The following is a 17,788-nucleotide window of genomic DNA, read 5'->3' on the forward strand; positions in this document are numbered from 1 at the left end:
GGCTGGATCACCTCCCGCAACCGTGGCACCACCCCGTGGCTTCCGCAGTCCAAACCGATCCGCTTCACCGAACTGGGCTGCCCGGCCATCGACCGCGGCACCAACCAGCCCAATGTCTTCTTCGATCCGAAATCGTCGGAAAGCTTCACGCCGTATTTCTCCCGCGGCTGGCGGGACGACGCGATCCAGCGGTCGTATTTGGAAGCGACCTGGCTTTTCTGGGCCGATCCGACGAACAACCCGCTGTCCTCGGTCTATGGCGGCCGGATGGTCGATGTACCGGAATGCGCGGCATGGACCTGGGACGCGCGACCATATCCGTTCTTTCCCGAACTGACCGATGTCTGGACCGACGGACCGAACTGGCGGCTCGGCCACTGGCTGACGGGGCGGCTCGGCGCAGTGTCGCTGGCCGCGCTTGTGCGCCACCTCTGCCTGCGCGCGGGGCTGCCCGAGACCCGGATCGACGTCAGCGGCCTCTGGGGCGCGGTCGAGGGCTATGCAATTGGCGCGCTTGAAAGCCCGCGCGCCTCCATCACCACGCTGGCGCGGCATTTCGGCTTCGACGCGGTGGAGACGGAGGGCGTGATCCGTTTCGTGATGCGCGGCCGGGCGGCGGTGGCAAGCGTCGCACCGGACGATCTGGTCGCGGCCCGCGAGAGCGACGTGCTGGAACTGACGCGCGGCCAGGAGACCGAGCTCCCGCAGGCCCTGAAATGGCAGGTGGCTCGCGCGGACGAGGATTACGAGGCCGCACAGGTCGAGGCGCGGCGCATCACCGTCGACACGACCCGCATCGCGTCCGAGTCCTTCCCGATGGCGGTGCCGCCCGAGGAAGCCGAGCGCCGCTGCCGCCGCGCGTTGATGGAGGCCTGGACCGGCCGCGAGAGCGCGGTGTTTCGCCTGCCGCCCTCGCGGCTGGCGCTTGATCCGGCTGATGTGGTGACGCTCGCCCATGACGGCCGGTCCATCCCGCTGCGGCTCATCTCGATTGCCGATGCCGACGCGCGCGGCATCGAGGCCGTGCGTCAGGATCGGGATGCCTACGATCTGCCGCCTGGCGCCCCGCGACCCTCTGCGCTGTCAAAGGCGGTCGTCTTCGGCGCGCCCGATGCAGTGCTGCTCGACCTGCCGCAGTTGACCGAGGACCAGCCAGCGCACCGCCCTTTCGCCGCGGCGCATGCGATACCGTGGCCGGGCGAGATCGCTGTCTACCGCAGCCCCTCGACGGACGGGTTCGAGCTGCTGACGACGTTTGGCACGCGGGCACGGATCGGGGCACTGGTCTCGGACTTCTACGCGGGTCCGACCTCGCGCTTCGATCTCGGCAACGTGCTGGTAGTCGATCTTCTGTCTGGCACGCTGGAAAGCGTCACGGACCTGACGCTGTTCGGCGGCGCAAACGCGCTCGCCATCGAGAGCGCGCCGGGCGTCTGGGAAATCGTGCAGGCGGGCGCAGCCGAACTGATCGCCCCCGGCCGGTATCGCTTGACCCGGCTCCTGCGCGGGCAGCGCGGCACGGAAAGTGCGATGGGCAATCCCGCGCCAGCTGGCGCACGGGTGGTGGTGCTCGACGACAGCCTCGCCTCGCTGCCGATCGCCGAGGCCGATCTCGGCATCCCGTGGAACTGGCGCATCGGCCCCGCGAGCCGGCCGGTCAGCGACGAGACCTATGTGGCGCAGTCCTTCACGCCAGTGGGCATGGGCCTGCGACCATTCTCGGTCGCCCATGTCGAACAGCCATGGCGTGCACCACGCGCGCCCGGCGACCTGACCATACGCTGGACGCGTCGCTCCCGCGCGCTCGCCGCCGACAGCTGGGGCGGGCTGGAGGTGCCGCTCGGAGAGGAGATCGAAGCCTACGAGGTCGAGATCCTCGCTGGGGCGACCGTGAAGCGAACCCTGTCCACCAGCAACACCAGTGCGGTCTATACGGCCGCCGACCAGACCGCCGACCGGGGCGCGCCGCTCGGCCCCGGCGACACGCTCGACATCCGCATCTTCCAGCTCTCCGCCCTCGTCGGGCGGGGCGCGCCGAAAACCGTCTCGCTGACTTTGTGAGGACCCCATGTCCGACGCCACGACGCATCTCCTGTTGCCCTACATCCTCGCGGCGCAGGCCCAGAAGCATGTCACCCACAACGAGGCGCTGCGGATCCTCGACGGGCTCGTTCAGCTCTCCGTCCTCGACCGGGATCTGACGGCACCCCCGGCGAGCCCCAGCGACGGCGACCGCTACATCGTCGCGTCGGGCGCGACCGGCGACTGGGCGGGCTGGGACCTGAACGTCGCGCTCTGGACGGACGGCGCCTGGCTGCGCCTGCCGCCACGGACCGGGTGGCGGGCTTGGGTCGAGGACGAGGGCCTGCTGCTGGTCTACGACGGTGCAGCCTGGATCGGGACCACACCGGCGGCGCTGCAGAACATGGCGTTAATGGGGCTGGGGACGACGGCAGATGCGTCGAACCCGTTCTCGGCCAAGCTGAACGCCGCGCTCTGGACGGCTAGACCCAAGGCCGAGGGCGGGACAGGCGATCTCTTCTACACCATGAACAAGGAGGCGGCGGGCGACGATCTCGGGCTGACGCTGCAGACCGGCTTCGTGACCAAGGCGCTGGTGGGGCTCTTCGGCTCGGACAGGTTCCGGCTCGCCGTCTCGGCCGACGGCAGCACCTTCTTCGACGGGCTCAGTGTCGATAACGCCACCGGTATCGTCGACCAGCCTCGGCTGCCGCGGTTCAAGGCGTACACCAACTACGACAACTACGTGGGCGTCGGGACCTGGACGAAGATCGCCATCAACAACACCGACTATAACGATCAGAGCGCCTTCGACGCCGCGAACAACCGCTTCGTGGCCCCGGTCGACGGCACCTACCTCTTCGGCGCGACGCTTCTCTACAAGATCAACGCTAGCACGTCCGCCCGGATGAGCGGGCGGCTCGTGCTGAACGGCACGACCGAGATCCGCGGCTCGTTCGGCGAGATCAGCGGCGCGCATGTCTCCGAGGCGACGGCGCTGTGGTTGCAGACTATGGTCCCGCTCACCGCCGGCGATACGATCGAACTGCAGGGCAATTTCCGCGCCGCGGACGGCTACTTTGCAGCCGACCACACGTCCTTCTGGGGCGCGAAGATCGGCTGAGCATAGTCAGTCTGACTTCAGAAGAAACCGGCGCCCATGGTTGCAAACATTTGGCGGTAGCGCGTCGGCGTCGTCCCCACGTCACGCTTGAAGATGCGCCGGAAATGGACCGGGTCCGCGTAGCCTACAGCCTCCGCGACTGAATCGACGGCGATGGCGGTTGTCTCCAGCATCTGTTTGGCTTCCTCCAGACGCAATGCCTGCACGTATTCCACCGGACTGTACCCTGTCGCCTTGCGGAAACGACGTGAGAAAGTACGTTCAGGCAGACCCGCGACTTCGGACATTCGGGTTACCGGACTCTCAGCCGCGTAGTTGTCCGCGATCCAGATCTGCGCCCTTTCAATCGCGGCATCTTCATGTTGCCGCGGGCGTGCCATGGCGGCGAAGGGAAGCTGGCCGTCGGACTTGTCGCCGAGCACGAAGACCTTGGCCATGCGCCGCGCCTCGGTCTCGCCGGCGAAACGCGCCACGAGGTAAAGACCAAGCTCGCTCCAGGTCGAAGCGCCGCCGGCGGTCACGATGCGATGCTCCGGCCCCGCAGGACATAGGATGCGTTCGGGGCGCAGCTTCACCGACGGATAATAGTCGCGGAACAGCGGCGCGACCGCCCAGTGCGTCGTTGCCTCGATCCCGTCCAGCAGGCCCGCCTCGGCCAGGAACAGCGACCCCGAGCAGATCGAGCAGACGACGGCGCCACCGGCATGCATCCGGCGAAGCCAGCCGGCCTCCTCTGCCCATTGGCCCCGCGGATCGAAATCGGCCGGCAGGCCGAGATCGGTGACGATCACGATGTCCGGGTCGGGGGGCGCATGCAACGGGGCCTCGACGGCGATGACCGGCCCCGCGGGCGACGGCGCGGGCGTTCCTGTCACCGACACCATGCGCGGGACAAAGCGGCATGTGGCGGCCTCGGGTTCGCCCGTGATCGGCTCCCACGTCCGGCCCGCCTGTCCCAGCAGCTCGTGCAGGCAGTAGAGCGCGCCGGGAAAGGATTCCGGCAGGACGAGCAGGTTGACGGTCAGGGTGCGTGTCGGATCGGACATTGGCCCGATCATGGCCGAATCCCCATCGGAAATCGAGACGGAAGGGAACGCAGAATGGCCGAAACGACACTATTTCGGCCAATTTGCCCCTCACGCCCGAATCGGAATCGGCTCTAGGCAGGCCCCGAAGCCAATTCCATCGGGGACGAAAGCGATGAACGTTCAGAAAAGGCACGAATTCGATACCGCCGCGGCGGAGGCCTTCGCAGGCCGTGTCGCGGACATGCTGGATGCCGGCGCGGCGGCGGCGATGATGTCGCTCGGCCACAGGCTGGGCCTGTTCGAGACGCTGGCCAGCCTGACGGATCCTGCCGGCAGCCACGAGATCGCCGCGGCGGCGGGGCTGTCGGAACGCTATGTGCGCGAATGGCTCGCCGTGATGGTCATGGCCGGGGTCGTGGACTACCGGCCGGAGACGCGAGACTACCGCCTGCCGCTGGAGCATGCTGCCTGTCTGGCCGGGGATGCGCCGTTCGGCAATCTCGCAGTCTATGCTCAGCACGTTGCGCTGTTCGGCAAGGTCGAGGACCGGACCATCGCCAATTTCAGGACCGGCGGCGGAACGCGCTACGACGACTATCCGTGCTTCCACCAGATCATGGCCGAGGACAGTGGCCAGACGGTTACGGCTGGCCTTTTCGACCATGTCCTGCCGATCGCGCCTGAACTGCACGAACGGCTGACGGCCGGGATCGACGTGCTTGATGCAGGGTGCGGCCGCGGTGCGGCCTTGCTCGCCATGGCGCGGCGCTATCCCGCCAGCCGGTTTGTGGGCTACGACCTGTGCGCCGACGCCATCGACTTTGCGGCGCAGCGGGCCCGCACCGAGGAATTGACCAATGTCCGGTTCGAGACTCGCGACCTCACCGGCTATGCCGAACCGGGTCGTTGGGATCTCGTGGCGAGCTTCGACGCCGTCCACGACCAGAAGGATCCGCTCGGGCTGGTGGCCGGCATCCACGCATCGCTCCGGCCCGGCGGAGTCTACCTGATGCAGGATATCGGCGCCTCGGCCGATCTCGAGAAGAACCGGGATTTTCCCTTCGCCACGCTGCTCTATGCCGTGTCGACCGTTCACTGCACGCCCGTGTCCATCGGCCAGGGCGGCGAGGGGCTCGGCACGATGTGGGGATGGGAGACCGCCGAGCGGTTCCTGCGCCAGGCGGGCTTTGCCGAAGTCGAGCGCCATGTGCTGCCGCATGACCCGATGAACGTCTGGTTCGTCGCCCGCCGCGGCACCGCAATCTGATCTGACCAATACCGACACAAGGAGAGAAAGAATGGAAACGTCAGAACGAAACACCCGAAAACGAGGTCGCGCCATGCGCGCGCTGGCGGCGGGTCTGACGGCGGCGACGCTCTGTCAGTCGCCTGCGCTGGCCGACGAGGCCATGGCCGAGAGGCTCGATGCCGTCATCGACCGCTGGGTGAGTTCGGAGCGGATCGTCGGGCTCACCGCCATCGTCGCGCGCGACGGTGAGGTGATCTATCACCGCAACGCCGGACATGCTGACCGCGAGACCGGGCGTCCGGTGACCGACGACACCATCTTCCGCCTCGCCTCGATGACGAAGGCGATGACGTCTGCCACGGCGCTCGCGCTTGTCGAGGAGGGGCGCCTGTCGCTGGACGACACGGTGGCCGAGTGGCTGCCGTATTTCACCCCGGCGCTGCCCGACGGGCGCGTGCCGGACATCACGGTCCGCCAGTTGATGACGCATACATCGGGCCTCAGCTATCCGTTCTTCGAGCCGGATGCGGACCCCTCGATCTACGGTCATCTGCCCGCAGGGCTTGAACGCTCGGAAGGAACGCTGGAAGACGCCATGCGCACCATCGCGGGCGCCCCGCTGTTTTACGAACCGGGGACCGAGTGGAGATATTCGGTCTCGACCGATGTGCTGGGTGCAGTGATCGAAGCGGCCTCGGGCATGACGCTGCCTGATGCCATCGATCGCTACGTCACGGGCCCGCTTGGCATGTCCGAGACGGCCTTTGTCGCGGTGGATGCGGAGCGGCTGGCAACGGCCTATCGGGATGGCCCCGCAAGGGCCGAACGTCTCGATGACGGCGACATGATCCCGGTCGGTGTCAGCGTTTGGCCCAGTCGCACGCTTGACCCTTCGGCCTGGCCCTCTGGTGGTGGCGGCATGAGCGGCACTGCACGCGACTATCTGCGTTTTCTCGAGGCGATCCGGAACGGCGGCGCGCCGATCCTGTCCGAGGAGTCTGCGAAAATGCTGACGTCGCACCAGATCGGCGACCTTCGCGCCCTGTCCGAAGGACCGGGCTGGGGCCACGGTCTTGGCGCCGCCGTTCTCCTCGATCCGGAGGCCGCCGGGTCGCCTCAGAGCGAGGGAACCTGGGCCTGGGGCGGCGTGCTCGGCACGCACTGGTTTGTCGATCCGGCCGAAGACCTGACGGTGCTGGTGATGACGAACACCTCCGTGGCCGGTGTCATCGGCGCGTTCCCGGCCGAGTTCCGTGATGCGGTTTATGGGGTTGATGCCCTTTCGACCAATTGAAAGACGAAACGGGCGCCGTCCCGAGAATGGGTCGGTGCCCGGACGCATTTCATGGGGGAAATCTGAGTATGTCGATTGGGAAATCACCACGGGAAGTCGTCGAAGCGTTTGTCGAGGCCGTGAACGCGCAGGACTGGCGGGCGCTCGAAACGCGCGTGGCATCCGGTTTCGTCCGTCACGCGGCGGACTCCGGTCCGCCTGTACTGTCGGACCGATCTGAGCTGGTCGACTTCCTGCGCCAGGAGTTTCGTGTCTTTCCTGATGCTGTCGAGACCATCGAGGATCTTCTGTGCGAGGGCGACAAGGTTGCCGTGCGCCATCGCTTCTCTGGCACTCAGAACGGGCCGCTTGGCGAATTTCCCGCGTCAGGGAAGCGCGCAACCGCCGATTACATCGCCATCTACCGGATCGAGGGCGGCATGATCGCGGAGTCCTGGGTGGCGTGGGACAACCTGAGCGTACTTCGACAATTGGGCCATGGGTGAGGGCGATCATGCCACCTCGAGTTGGCCGTATCTTGTGCGTGAATCCGAGGAAAGGAAAATGGAATGGCCAAATTGATCGAAGAACCTGCGATCGTCCAGGCGGCCGGTACGCCGCCTAAGAGCGTGTTTGAAAAGGCTGCTCACCGCCGTCTGACGAGGGTTGCGATTGCGGCGATGGTGATAAGCGCCTCGGCGACACGGACGAGGCGGCGGCACTTCATGATCCAGGCGAAGGTGCGCTCGACGACCCATCTGCGCCGGATGACGACAAAGCCATTCGCGCCGCGGGGCCGCTTGACGATCTCCAGCGCGACATGCGCCTTGTCCTGCGCCCAAGCGACGAGCCGCCCGGCATAGCCGCCGTCGGCGAACACCTGCTCGACGAAGGGAAAGGCGCGGCGCGAACGCTGCAGCACGCCGCGTGCGCCGTCCCGGTCCTGGATGTCGGCGGCATGGACCTCGACGGCCAGGAGTCGGCCGTCGGTGTCGGTCATGACGTGGCGCTTGCGTCCATGGGTGCGCTTTCCGGCGTCGTAGCCTTTGAATCCCCTTTTCGATCCGCCGTCCGGACGGTCTGGCTGTCGAGCACGGCGGCGCTTGGGGATGCCTCGCGTCCAGCCCGTTCGCGGTCTTCGAGCAGCAGCGCATGGTGGAAGCGATCCCAGACGCCTTCGCGTTCCCATCGCCGCAGGTAGTAATAGACGGTCTGCCAAGGCGGGAAGTCGTGCGGCAGAAGCAGCTAGGCGCACCCGGCGCGCAGCAGATAGAGGATGGCGTCCACGATCTCGCGCTTGTCGGCCTTGCGAGGGCGGCTTCTGGGGCGGGCGTCGGGGATCATGGGCGCAATGGCGGCCCACTGGTCGTCAGTCAGGTCGGTGGGGTAGTCGCGGCGGCAGGACAAAGCGTCGATCCGAGCTTGAGAAAAGTCGACGCCCCATGAATCACACCGCCCCGCCCGTGGGAATCCCCCTTCTCAAACACGCTCTAAACAGATCGAAGAATTCGTCGGACGTGCCAGAACCGGATTTGAGGCGGCGAGCGTAGCGCGGATGATCAGTCCGTCAGGCTGGACCGAGCCGGGTCAGACGCCAGAGTTCGATGAGATCACCGTCGTTCTGGCCGGCGAACTAACGGCGGAGTTCAAGGACGGGGAAATTCGGGTTGGCGCCGGGCAGGCTCTGCATTTTCGCGCCGGCGAATGGGTGAAGTACACCACGATACGGGACAATGCCACACCGGATACCCAGACCGTTCTCGGATGGGTAGGAGGCTGGATCGAGGACTACAACGAAAACCACCCGCACTCAGGGCTGAAACTGCGCTGGCCTCGCGAGTTCATCGCAGCCCAAATCGCAACCGCCAAAGTGTCAGGTCGAAATGGGGGCCAGTTCACCCGTCTCACTGTCATCGCTCAATCTTCTTCTAGACGGCCTCGCCGGCCAAGAGCTCGCACTATCGGAGCATTCGATTTCTCTGATCGTGATCAAGGCGTGCTGTCACAATAGACCTGTTGAATCAGTATAGTGCAGTTGAAACGCATTAAGACGCGGCTTGCCACCTGACGTCACCGTCAGCGATATCGGGTGGCGGCCGCGCCAATACCGTGTAAGGCTAAACATGAGACTCTTGTTGCTCCTCATTCTCGTGCTCTTGATGATCGCAATCGCCGCCTTGGCGCTCTGGCGGCAGTCTGACCGGCGCGCCGACCGGGCGGAGATGGACCGCCTGATCGTCTCGCAACCCTCCGACCCACCCGTCTTTTCGGACGATATGGTCGCGAACCTGCCCGAACCGGCGCGGCGCTTCTTCACCTTTGCCATTGCCGAGGGCACGCCGCTTTACACGATCGCCCTGATCGAGATGCAGGGCCGGTTCGGCATGGGCGACAAGGCCGATCCCGGCTACATGCCGATGCGCGCGACACAGGTGCTGGCCGCGCCGGAGGGCTTCGTATGGGCGATGTCGGGCGGTTTGCGGACGATGCGCATGTCGGGCTCCGACAGCGGATCATGGACACGTTTCTGGCTTTACGGCCTGGCGCCGGTGGTACGTTTCGGCGGTGACCCGGATCATACCCGCTCCGCCTTCGGACGCTACGTCGCCGAAGCCGCCTTCTGGACGCCGGCGGCCGTGCTGCCCGGCCCCGATGTCACCTGGGAGCCCGTCTCGGAGGACACCGCAAGGTACACGATGCGGCGCGGCGATCTGGAACAGTCGGTCGACGTGACCGTCGATGCCGAGGGGCGGCCGCTGCAGGTCTCCTTCCTGCGCTGGAGCGACGCGAACCCAGAGAAGATTTATCGCCTGCAGCCGTTCGGCGGGTATCTTTCGGAGTTCCGGGAGTTCGATGGGTTCACCCTGCCGACCCATGTGGAGGCCGGCAACATGTTCGGAACGGATGACTATTTTCCGTTTTTCATCGCCGATGTGACGTCTGTGACGTTCCCGAGGGCGGAGTGATGCAACAGTCCGCGCAGATCCTGGTCATAGCGCTGCTGGTCGCTCTGACGCTTACGCTTGCGATGCCCCTGCGCGCCGACGGTACCGACGAGGCCGTCCTCGCGGCCCGTCTGGACGCGCTGGCGGACGGCTTCATGCGGCAGGAACGGGTGCCCGGCGCGATCGCGGTCGTCGTTGCGGGCGACACCACTATCCTGCGCGGCTACGGGTTGGCCGATCTCGAGGCGGAAACGCCTGTCAGCCAGAACGACACACGCTTCGAGATCGGTTCGATCACCAAGCTTTTCACCTGGATCGCGGTGATGATGCTTGTCGAGGAGGGTGCGGTCGGCCTCCATGACGACATCACGCCGATCCTGCCGGAGAGTCTCGTCCCCGGAGACGCGCCACTGACGTTGGCGCAACTGGTGAGCCACCGGCCGGGCTTCGAGGAAAGCTTCGCCATTTTCGACGACGCCATCGCCAGCCTGCCGCGGGCCGAGGCGCTGGCGGCGGCCGCGCCCGAGCAGGTGTTTCCACGAGGGGAGGTGACGTCCTACTCGAACTGGGGCGCAGCATTGGCCGGCCATGTCGTCGAGACACTAGCTGGCATGCCGTGGGAGGACTTCGTCGAGACCCGCATCCTCGACCCGCTCGGCATGGAGGACACCACGACGGGCGAGGCAGGTCGCAGTGACGACCAGCCGCCGCTCTCGGTCAGCTACCGGGTTCAGGATGGCATCGCGCATCCGGCCTTCCGTATCGACATCGGCGCCTTTGCGCCCGCAGGCGGGATGGCGAGTACGGCCGCCGACATGGAACGGTTCCTGCAGTTCCTGATGAGCGATGGCGCGGTCGGTGACACACGACTTCTCGAACCGGAGAGCATGGCCGCCATGCGGACGCGGCTCTTCGACGACCGGCCCGACGCCGCCGACATGGCGCACGGTTTCCAGTCACGTCCGTTCTTCGGCACGATGCTTTACGGACACGGCGGCGGGCTGAACGAGTTCCTGTCGAACCTCCTGTTCATCCCCGAGATCGGCGCCGGCGTCTTCATCTCGCAGAACGGTGGCGCAGGGACGAGCCTGCCTTTCCTTGTGCCCGAGCTCCTCCTGTCGGAACTCGCGACCGATGCGGGTCTTGCCCTGCAAGCGCCTGCACCGCCCCCGGATGCCATCGACCGGGCGGCGGAGGCCGCTGGTCTCTACCTGACCAACCGGCGCCCGTTCTCCGGCCGAGGAAAGATCTTCGGCGCTCTCGGCCCGCTTGTCGTCACTGCCCTGCCGGATGGCGCGCTTTTGCTGCCGACAAACACGGATCCGGTGCCCTTGCGGTTCGAACCCATTGGCCCCGATCTGTGGCAGAATGACCAAGGCGCACGCGTCTTCTTCCTCCGCGATGTGGACGACCGGGTGTTCCGAATGGCCGATGGAACCGGCGCGCAGACCTGGGACCGGGCCAAGGGGCTTGCCAACCCGGTCTGGATTGCAGTGACTTTCGGTGTTGCGGTCCTGTTGTCGCTCACCACGCTTGCCGGGCTCGTATGGCGTCACGGACTGGCCGGCGGGTCGCGGCAGGGGACTCTTGCAGCGGGCATGGCTGCGGTCTGCGCAGTTGCAGTCCTCACGTTCCTGGCGGCGTGCGTGGCGGCCGCTCTCGCGGCGACACGATTGGGGTCCGAGTTCCTCTTCGACCAGCCCCAGACGACGCTGGCGGCGGTGTTCTTCCTGGCCAACGCCGTGGTTGTTGTCGCGGGCCTCATGGCCCTGTCGGTGGCTCTGGCCGTGCACGCGCCAGGCTGGAGTCTGTTCAGAAAGCTCCATCATGGCGTTTTCGCCGTCGCTCTCCTCGCGTTCGGAGGGATGCTCCTGCATTGGGACCTGGCATTCGGAGGGCCGATCTGATGCTCGCGACGATCCTTTTCTTTCAGGTGGCGCTCCCGGTCGGACTGCTCGTCTGGCTTCTGGCATTCCCGTCCGGATCGGTCGCGGGTCTTTTGCTTCAGATCGTCGGCACCGGCACTTTCCTGTTCGCGCTCGCGCGGGTCGCGCAATGGGCGGTGCCGGTCTGGTGGCTGCCCTGGGTCTATGGCGCCATCTGGTTCGCGGGGGTCCTTCTGGCGGTGCTCGCGCGACCGGGTCTTGGCGGGCTGGCGGTCTGGCCCTCGGGTGGCTGGAACTGGGTAGGAGCAGCGGTGTCCGCGAGTCTTCTGGGTCTGGGCGCCTGGTTCGGCGGTCAGGCCCTGATGGGACGGGCCGCGCCTCCCGTGCCGGTGGTCGACATCTCCAACCCGTTCGGTTCAGGTCACTTCCTGGTCGCCAGCGGCGGCTCCCATCCCATCGTCAACGCCCATATGCGCACGCTCGATGACAGTGTCGAACGGTTCCGGCCCTGGCGCGGTCAGTCCTATGCGGTGGACTTCTTCGGCCTTGGGCCCTGGGGCTTGCGCGCGCAAGGCTGGCGGCCCAGCGACCCCGCGGCCTATGCCATCTTCGGAGCGCCGCTTGTCGCGCCCTGTTCCGGTACGGTGGTCGCGGTCGAGAACGCGATGCCGGACTTCGACGTGCCGCAGGAGGACCCGGTGAACCGCCTCGGCAACCACGTCATCCTGCGCTGCGGCGATGCCGAGATTGTGCTGGCCCACATGCGGCAGGGCAGTGTCACGGTGGCTCCGGGCGACAGGGTTGCCGACGGCGATCCGCTGGGTCAGGTCGGCAATTCCGGCGCCTCGACAGAGCCGCATCTTCACATCCATGCGCAACGCCCCGCCGCCGAAGGCGCGCCGCCAATTTCGGGTGAGCCGCTGGGCCTGCGGATCGACGGGCGTTTCCTTGTCAGGGGGGACCGGCTGAGAGGCCGCGCGGGATGAGCAGCGCCAGCTACCGTCCCTTCGCGTTTCTGGCCGCCACGATCCTCTGGACCTGGGCATTCTGGCTGGGACTTGCGGTCTCCGGACTGGAGGCATGGGAAAATCCGGGCCGCTGGCTGGTCTATGCAGGCGGGATCGGGCCGCTTGTCATGGGACTCTGGTTTCAGCACCACCACAGCGGCGCACGGGGGCTTCGTGACCTTTGGGTCCGCCTGATCGACCCGCGCCGGGCGCCGCTCTGGCTCTGGGCGGCAGCGCTTCTTCTGATCCCGGCATTGTCGCTGATCGCGCATGGAGTCCTCTGGCTCGGTGGCGCACCGGGGCCGGTGTTTGCGATGCCGGCCGACAACTGGGCTGCGTTGCTTGGGCTTGCGGTGTTCCTGTTTGTGTTCGGTCCGCTCCCCGAGGAAATCGGCTGGCGCGGCTACGGGCTCGATGCGCTGCTGACGGCGGTTTCGCCGCTCGCGGCGGCCGGTCTTCTGGGCCTCGTCTGGGCCGCATGGCATCTGCCGCTTTTCGCGGTGCCGGGCTACTACGACGAATTCGGCGGACCGCCGGTGCTCTGGCTGTTCCTGTGGTCGATCCTGATGAAATCCATTCTTATGGCATGGGGGTATCTCGCTTCGGACAGATCGCTTCTCATGATGGTGGTCTTCCACTTCATGATCAACGCCACGGGCGAGGTCATCGTCATGCCGCCCGATGCCGAAGCCGTCTTTCAACTGCTTTTGACCGTGACTGCCATGGTCTCGGCTGTCGCGCTTTGGCGCGTCGGACGGAGGCATAGCTGATGTGGATAGCGATCTTCGGATACGGCCTGGCCGCGCTCGCGCTCGCAACCAGCCTTGGCATGATCGTCCTCGGTCGTCGCTGGCAGGCCATCGAGTCGACCGCATACGGAGGCGACCGGCGCCCGATCTGGTTCTGGACGGCGGCGGCGGTGCTGCTGACTGTCTGGGCACTTGCGGCCGCGGAATTTTCGGCGTCCGACCGCAACTGGGCCGGATGGACGCTGATTGTCGGCGTGCCACTTGTCTGGGCGGTAAAGGCGGCGGCGCTGGTGTTCAATCCCAAGGGGCGCAGGACCGTGTCCGGGATCGACACAGACAGTGCCTGGCGACGGATCGGACTGGCGCGTCTGCCGATCGTTATCGTGCTAATTGCGCTGACCGCGCTTGCGTGAGCCCGCACGAAACGAGAGTTATGGCTTGATGCAACTGACGAGACGCCGGGGCATCAAGGTCGCAAGAACATGATCGCGCCTGGTCGGGCTTTGCGAAATGGGGCGTGTCGAAGCGAGATGCACCCTCATCGTCGCCGCTGAGGGGAGAGAGCCAGAGCCACAAGGCCCACCCCGGCCAGCGCCGAGGTCGCGCCAAGCCTGGACCAGAGGCCGGGCAGGATCGAGAACAGGAACAGGTAGTCCTGCGCCGCGGCCCAGAACGGCCAGAGGATCAGTGCCGCGCCGACCCCGCCGAGGATGACCCGGGCAACCCGGGGCCGCCGCCCGGGCCGTGTTGCCCGCCACAGACCGAACGCCCCGATGAGGAGGCCGAGCGCGATTGCGACCCGTGCCGCGGTCTCGGCCCAGAGCACGCGCGTCATGCCCACGGGTGCGACGCCGAGGCTCTCGGACCAGGCCCGCAGGATCGCGGCGAAGAGCGGCCAGGCGCGCTGGCTGTTGGCGAGGATCACGATGCCGTCGCCGCTCTCGGGCACCAGATGGATGTGACTCATCCAGCCGTAGCCCTGGCCGCCGTGCCAGACCGCCGCGCGCCCGTCCGACAGGACTTCGGTGAAATGGCCCAGCCCGTAGCCTTGGGCGGCAAATCCGAACAGGCCGCCGACCGCCACCTCGGGCCTGTGCAGCGCGGTCACACCCTCCGGGGAGAGGACCGATTGTTCGGCACCCGCCATGCCGGCCGCGGCAAAATGCGCGATGTCGGCTGCTGTGGCGAAGAGCCCTCCCGACGCGCGCCCCGGATAGACGTAAGGAGCGACAGGCCGGCCCCGCAGATCGTGGCCCGTTGGCATCGGTTCGCCGGTCCAGTCGAAACTGGCCCGTGCCATGCCGAGGGGCGCCAGCACCTCGCGCGCCATGAATAGGGCGAAGTCCTCGCCCGTGCAGTCCTCGATCACGAGTTCCAGCAGGTTGAAGCCGGTGTCGGAATAGCTGAACCGCGTACCCGGCGCGGCGATCAGGGAGAAGTCCTGCGCGATGTGTTCGGGCAAGCCGGGTCTCGGCCCATCGGGCGGAAAACGTGCCGCGTAGTCGCCGAGGTCGACACCCGCAGAGTGGCTCAGCAGCATGCGCGGCGTGATCCCGGCTGCCTCCTCGGGCAGGGACCAGTGCGTCAGGCACGCGTCGATGGGCGCGTCGAGATCCAGCCGGCCGGTCTCGGCCAGCCGCATCGCACCCCATGCGGTGACAGGCTTGGAGATCGATTCGACCCGGAACAGCGCATCAGCAGTCATTGGCGTGTCCGACGCCTGATCAGCCATGCCGAAAGCGCCGGTCCAGACCGGCGCGCCCCCTTCGATCAGCACGACAACCGCGCCCGGCACGCCGTCGGCCGCCATGCGGGTTGGAATTTCGATGGCCCATTGCGGCGCCCGCGTCGGCGCATCGTCCTGCCCCGCCGCCACTGCCGGCAAGACAGCGGCCAGCAGGATAAGTCCGAGCCCGCCACGCGTTCGATGGTGCTGCCGGTGTGTCCCGCCGGCCCGCGCCGTGGCATGGGACGGGCTTGCCGAGGTTGAAGGCCGATAGCTGCCTGCGCCGACTGCACACGCAAGAGCAAAGTAGCCAATCATGGTCCGCACGATGCGCACCTCATTCCCCGGCGGCGAGGAGCCGGGCCTCCATCGCCTCGAGCGCGGCACGGTCCAGCACACGACCGCCCACGATAACGGCACGCGGGTTGCGCAGCGTTTCGAGCCCTTCCAGCGGGTTCGCATCGACCAGCACGAGGTCGGCGCGACGTCCGGGCCCGACGGTCCCGTCCTGATCCGCCAGACCGAAAAAGCGCGGCGGCGCGACCGTTGCGGTGTAGAGCGCCTCGCGCGGGGTCAACCCGGCAGCGACATAGATGTCGAGCTCATCAAGCAGCGAGAAACCGTGGAAGAGGTAAGGGTTTGCGAAGGACGCGTCCGAGGACGCCAGGATCGGCACGCCTGCCGCATGGGCCATGGCGAAGGTCCGCCGGTCGAGCGCGATCGAGGAATCGGCAAGCTGGCGGACATCGTCGGTCAGCGCCTGCAGGCGGAAATCCGGGCGATCCCATGACGCGCGCACCTCGGGCGGCAGCATGCGCATGCGCGGCGCGTCGGGCGCGGGCCAGTTGCCGGTGTAGAAGTCCGCGACGACGAGCGTTGGGCTCACGTGAAGCCCCGCGGCCGCCATCCGGGAAAGGACGCGGTCGCAAAGGGCTTCGTCCCAGGTCTCGAGCACGATGCGGTTGTGCCCGGCCATCCGCGCCATCACCGCCTGAAGGTCGCCGCCATGCATGAGCGTGTCGCGGATCTCTGCCACCATCTCGCCTTCCCGCGTGGCGCAGGCCTTGGTCACACGGCCGAAGTGTTCCATCCCGTCGTGGCCGGCCCTGATCGCGGTGTCGAGCGGGATCTGCTCGGGAATGTGGCCCACGAGCGGCAGGCCAGCTTCGGATGCCGCCTCGGCCAGGGCCAGATAGGTGGCCTCGTCCAGCATCGAATAGGACTTCACCGCGGCCCAGCCTTCGGCCGCGATCCGGTCCACCACCGCGCGTGCTTCCTCGGGCGTGTCGGCCAGGAACATGCCCGGCCAGGAGCCGGGGCTCGCATCGACCCAGGCACCCGAAAGGATAAGGCGCGGCCCGAGGACGTCTCCTGTCTCGATCCGGGCCTGAAGGGCTTGCTGGTCCGCGATGGGCCAGAGCGCGCCCATGTCGCGGATGCCGGTGATGCCGTTTATCAGGTAGAGCGGTAGCGCGGTGTCGGGTTCGGTCGGCGATGAGAAGATGTGAACATGGCTGTCCCAGAGACCCGGGATTAGGAAGCCGCCTTCACCGTCGATGTGCCGGACATCGTCGCCTGCGGTCAGATCCGGACCGACAGCCGCAATTTCGGTTCCCTCGATCAGCACGGACTGTCCCGGCGCAAGGGCACCGCTTTCGATATCCACGATCGTGACGTCGTTCAGGAGCGTGTCGGCCTGAGCGGCGGATGTTGCGAGGATCGTCACCCACGCGACAAGGATGCTTTTCCAGTATCGGTGTCTCATTCGCTCACCCTCATAACCAGTTTTCCCGGAGCTTCACCCGCCTCGACCCGTTCATGTGCGTGGCGCACCTCCGACAGGGGCACGACTTCGGCGATGGCGGGATCGAGGCGGCCCTCCGCGAGCATCGCGAAAAGCGTGGCGAGGTCTTCCTTGAACCACTCCGGATGCTGCCGTCGCATGGCCCCGATGGAGTAGAAGGCCGTCGCATGCCCGTTGGGCAGCCAGTCCCAGAGCTTGAGCTTCACGAAATCGAGCGGGATCGAGCCGCCGCGTCCCAGAACTTCGTTCTGGAAGCCGAAGGCGATCAGCATCCCGCCGGGTTTCAGCGCGTGAAGCGAGCGCGACAGGCTCTCGCCACCGAGCGGGTCGAAGACGAAATCGACACCGTCGCCGACAGCATCGCGGATCGCGGCCTCCTTGTCGTCCGCCTCGGCATCGATCGGTGTCGCGCCGAAGCTCCGGATGAGGTCGTGCTTGGCGGCGACGTCCGTGCCATAGGCCGCAATGCCGACATCGCGCGCCAGTTGCAGCATCGCGCTTCCCACGGCACCGCCCGCGCCGTGGATCAGGAGGCTCTGCCCCGCCCGCGCCTTCGCGACCCGGTGCAGCATCTGATAGGGCGTGACCGCCGAGAGGATCATCGCGAGTGCGTCCGCGTCCGCCACGCCATCGGGCACGCGGGTTAGGCGCTCCGCGGGAAGGCAGATGTATTCGGAGTAGGCTCCGATGGTCGTGAGGTCGGCGACGCGTTCGCCGAGCGACCAGCCTTCAACACTCGACCCCAGCGCCTCGATCACGCCGACAAGGTCATAGCCCGGTACGAAGGGCGGTTTCTCCTTCACGTCTGGATACATCCCCTTGCGGATCATAACGTCGGTGAACGCGGCGCTGGTGACGAGAACCCGCACGCGCACCTCGCCAGGGCCAGGCTTGGGGACGTCTTCCACGGTTCTGAGTTCGAGGCGCTCAGGCCCGCCGAAGTCAGTCAGAACCACTTGCAAATAGGGCATGTCGG

At 66.7% G+C, this 17,788-nt stretch carries 14 protein-coding genes and 2 pseudogenes; 11 read left to right on the plus strand and 5 right to left on the minus strand.

Translation table 11 applies throughout. The features are described from left to right. Both C4S70_RS15390 and C4S70_RS15395 read left to right on the plus strand, forming a co-directional pair. Positions 1–2,061 (plus strand): baseplate megatron protein TIM-barrel domain-containing protein (locus C4S70_RS15390; RefSeq protein ID WP_200822775.1); only part of this gene is annotated, 2,061 nt, incomplete at its 5' end. 7 nt (positions 2,062–2,068) lie between these two features. After that, complete coding sequence (locus tag C4S70_RS15395) at positions 2,069–3,145, plus strand: DUF2793 domain-containing protein (protein WP_104009003.1); 1,077 nt, start codon at positions 2,069–2,071, stop codon at positions 3,143–3,145. 17 nt (positions 3,146–3,162) lie between these two features. On the opposite strand, the gene C4S70_RS15400 is transcribed toward C4S70_RS15395, so the two are convergent. Next, positions 3,163–4,191 (minus strand): GlxA family transcriptional regulator, encoded by a 1,029-nt coding sequence (locus tag C4S70_RS15400; RefSeq protein ID WP_104009004.1) that lies wholly within the window; start codon positions 4,189–4,191, stop codon positions 3,163–3,165. 154 nt (positions 4,192–4,345) lie between these two features. Between C4S70_RS15400 and C4S70_RS15405 the strand changes: the two genes are divergently transcribed. The 3 genes from C4S70_RS15405 (at position 4,346) to C4S70_RS15415 (ending at position 7,201) form a co-directional block, all read left to right on the plus strand. Beyond that, on the plus strand, positions 4,346–5,440 hold the full coding sequence (locus tag C4S70_RS15405) for a class I SAM-dependent methyltransferase (RefSeq protein ID WP_104009005.1): 1,095 nt from the start codon (positions 4,346–4,348) through the stop codon (positions 5,438–5,440). Between the two features lie 73 nt (positions 5,441–5,513). Beyond that, complete coding sequence (locus C4S70_RS15410) at positions 5,514–6,716, plus strand: serine hydrolase domain-containing protein (protein ID WP_104009006.1); 1,203 nt, start codon at positions 5,514–5,516, stop codon at positions 6,714–6,716. A gap of 68 nt (positions 6,717–6,784) precedes the next feature. Further along, on the plus strand, positions 6,785–7,201 hold the full coding sequence (locus tag C4S70_RS15415) for an ester cyclase (RefSeq protein ID WP_104009007.1): 417 nt from the start codon (positions 6,785–6,787) through the stop codon (positions 7,199–7,201). A gap of 140 nt (positions 7,202–7,341) precedes the next feature. On the opposite strand, the pseudogene C4S70_RS15420 reads toward C4S70_RS15415, so the two are convergent. Next, positions 7,342–8,111: pseudogene (locus C4S70_RS15420) on the minus strand (IS5 family transposase). Positions 8,112–8,436: 325 nt separating this feature from the next. On the opposite strand from C4S70_RS15420, the pseudogene C4S70_RS15425 reads away from it, so the two are divergent. From C4S70_RS15425 to C4S70_RS15450, 6 genes and pseudogenes are all read left to right on the plus strand, one after another. Next, positions 8,437–8,562, plus strand: a pseudogene (locus tag C4S70_RS15425) (IS3 family transposase); the annotation flags it as partial. 355 nt (positions 8,563–8,917) lie between these two features. Continuing rightward, positions 8,918–9,661 carry a DUF6544 family protein gene (locus C4S70_RS15430; protein ID WP_235003849.1) on the plus strand — a complete coding sequence of 248 codons (744 nt, stop codon included), beginning with the start codon at positions 8,918–8,920 and terminating at the stop codon, positions 9,659–9,661. Continuing rightward, positions 9,661–11,547 carry a serine hydrolase domain-containing protein gene (locus C4S70_RS15435; RefSeq protein WP_104009009.1) on the plus strand — a complete coding sequence of 629 codons (1,887 nt, stop codon included), beginning with the start codon at positions 9,661–9,663 and terminating at the stop codon, positions 11,545–11,547. The genes C4S70_RS15430 and C4S70_RS15435 overlap by 1 nt, the downstream gene beginning before the upstream one ends. Next, on the plus strand, positions 11,547–12,512 hold the full coding sequence (locus C4S70_RS15440; protein WP_160114892.1) for a M23 family metallopeptidase: 966 nt from the start codon (positions 11,547–11,549) through the stop codon (positions 12,510–12,512). The genes C4S70_RS15435 and C4S70_RS15440 overlap by 1 nt, the downstream gene beginning before the upstream one ends. Next, a complete protein-coding gene (locus C4S70_RS15445; protein WP_104009011.1) occupies positions 12,509–13,303 on the plus strand; it encodes a CPBP family intramembrane glutamic endopeptidase in 795 nt (264 codons plus the stop codon). Before C4S70_RS15440 ends, C4S70_RS15445 begins: the two co-directional genes overlap by 4 nt. Continuing rightward, complete coding sequence (locus C4S70_RS15450; RefSeq protein WP_104009012.1) at positions 13,303–13,695, plus strand: hypothetical protein; 393 nt, start codon at positions 13,303–13,305, stop codon at positions 13,693–13,695. Before C4S70_RS15445 ends, C4S70_RS15450 begins: the two co-directional genes overlap by 1 nt. A 125-nt stretch (positions 13,696–13,820) precedes the next feature. Here the strand turns inward: C4S70_RS15450 and C4S70_RS15455 are convergent, their stop codons facing one another. The 3 genes from C4S70_RS15455 to C4S70_RS15465 all read right to left on the minus strand — a co-directional run bounded on the left by C4S70_RS15455 (position 13,821) and on the right by C4S70_RS15465 (position 17,783). Then, positions 13,821–15,158: a serine hydrolase domain-containing protein gene (locus C4S70_RS15455; protein ID WP_235003852.1), complete on the minus strand. Its 1,338-nt coding sequence runs from the start codon at positions 15,156–15,158 to the stop codon at positions 13,821–13,823. 187 nt (positions 15,159–15,345) lie between these two features. Next, positions 15,346–16,773 carry an amidohydrolase family protein gene (locus tag C4S70_RS15460; RefSeq protein ID WP_104009014.1) on the minus strand — a complete coding sequence of 476 codons (1,428 nt, stop codon included), beginning with the start codon at positions 16,771–16,773 and terminating at the stop codon, positions 15,346–15,348. After that, positions 16,770–17,783, minus strand: coding sequence for a medium chain dehydrogenase/reductase family protein (locus C4S70_RS15465; RefSeq protein ID WP_104009015.1), 1,014 nt, complete (start codon positions 17,781–17,783; stop codon positions 16,770–16,772). Before C4S70_RS15465 ends, C4S70_RS15460 begins: the two co-directional genes overlap by 4 nt. Positions 17,784–17,788: the final 5 nt, after the last annotated feature.

It is taken from the genome of Jhaorihella thermophila, assembly GCF_900108275.1.
Classification (GTDB): domain Bacteria; phylum Pseudomonadota; class Alphaproteobacteria; order Rhodobacterales; family Rhodobacteraceae; genus Jhaorihella; species Jhaorihella thermophila.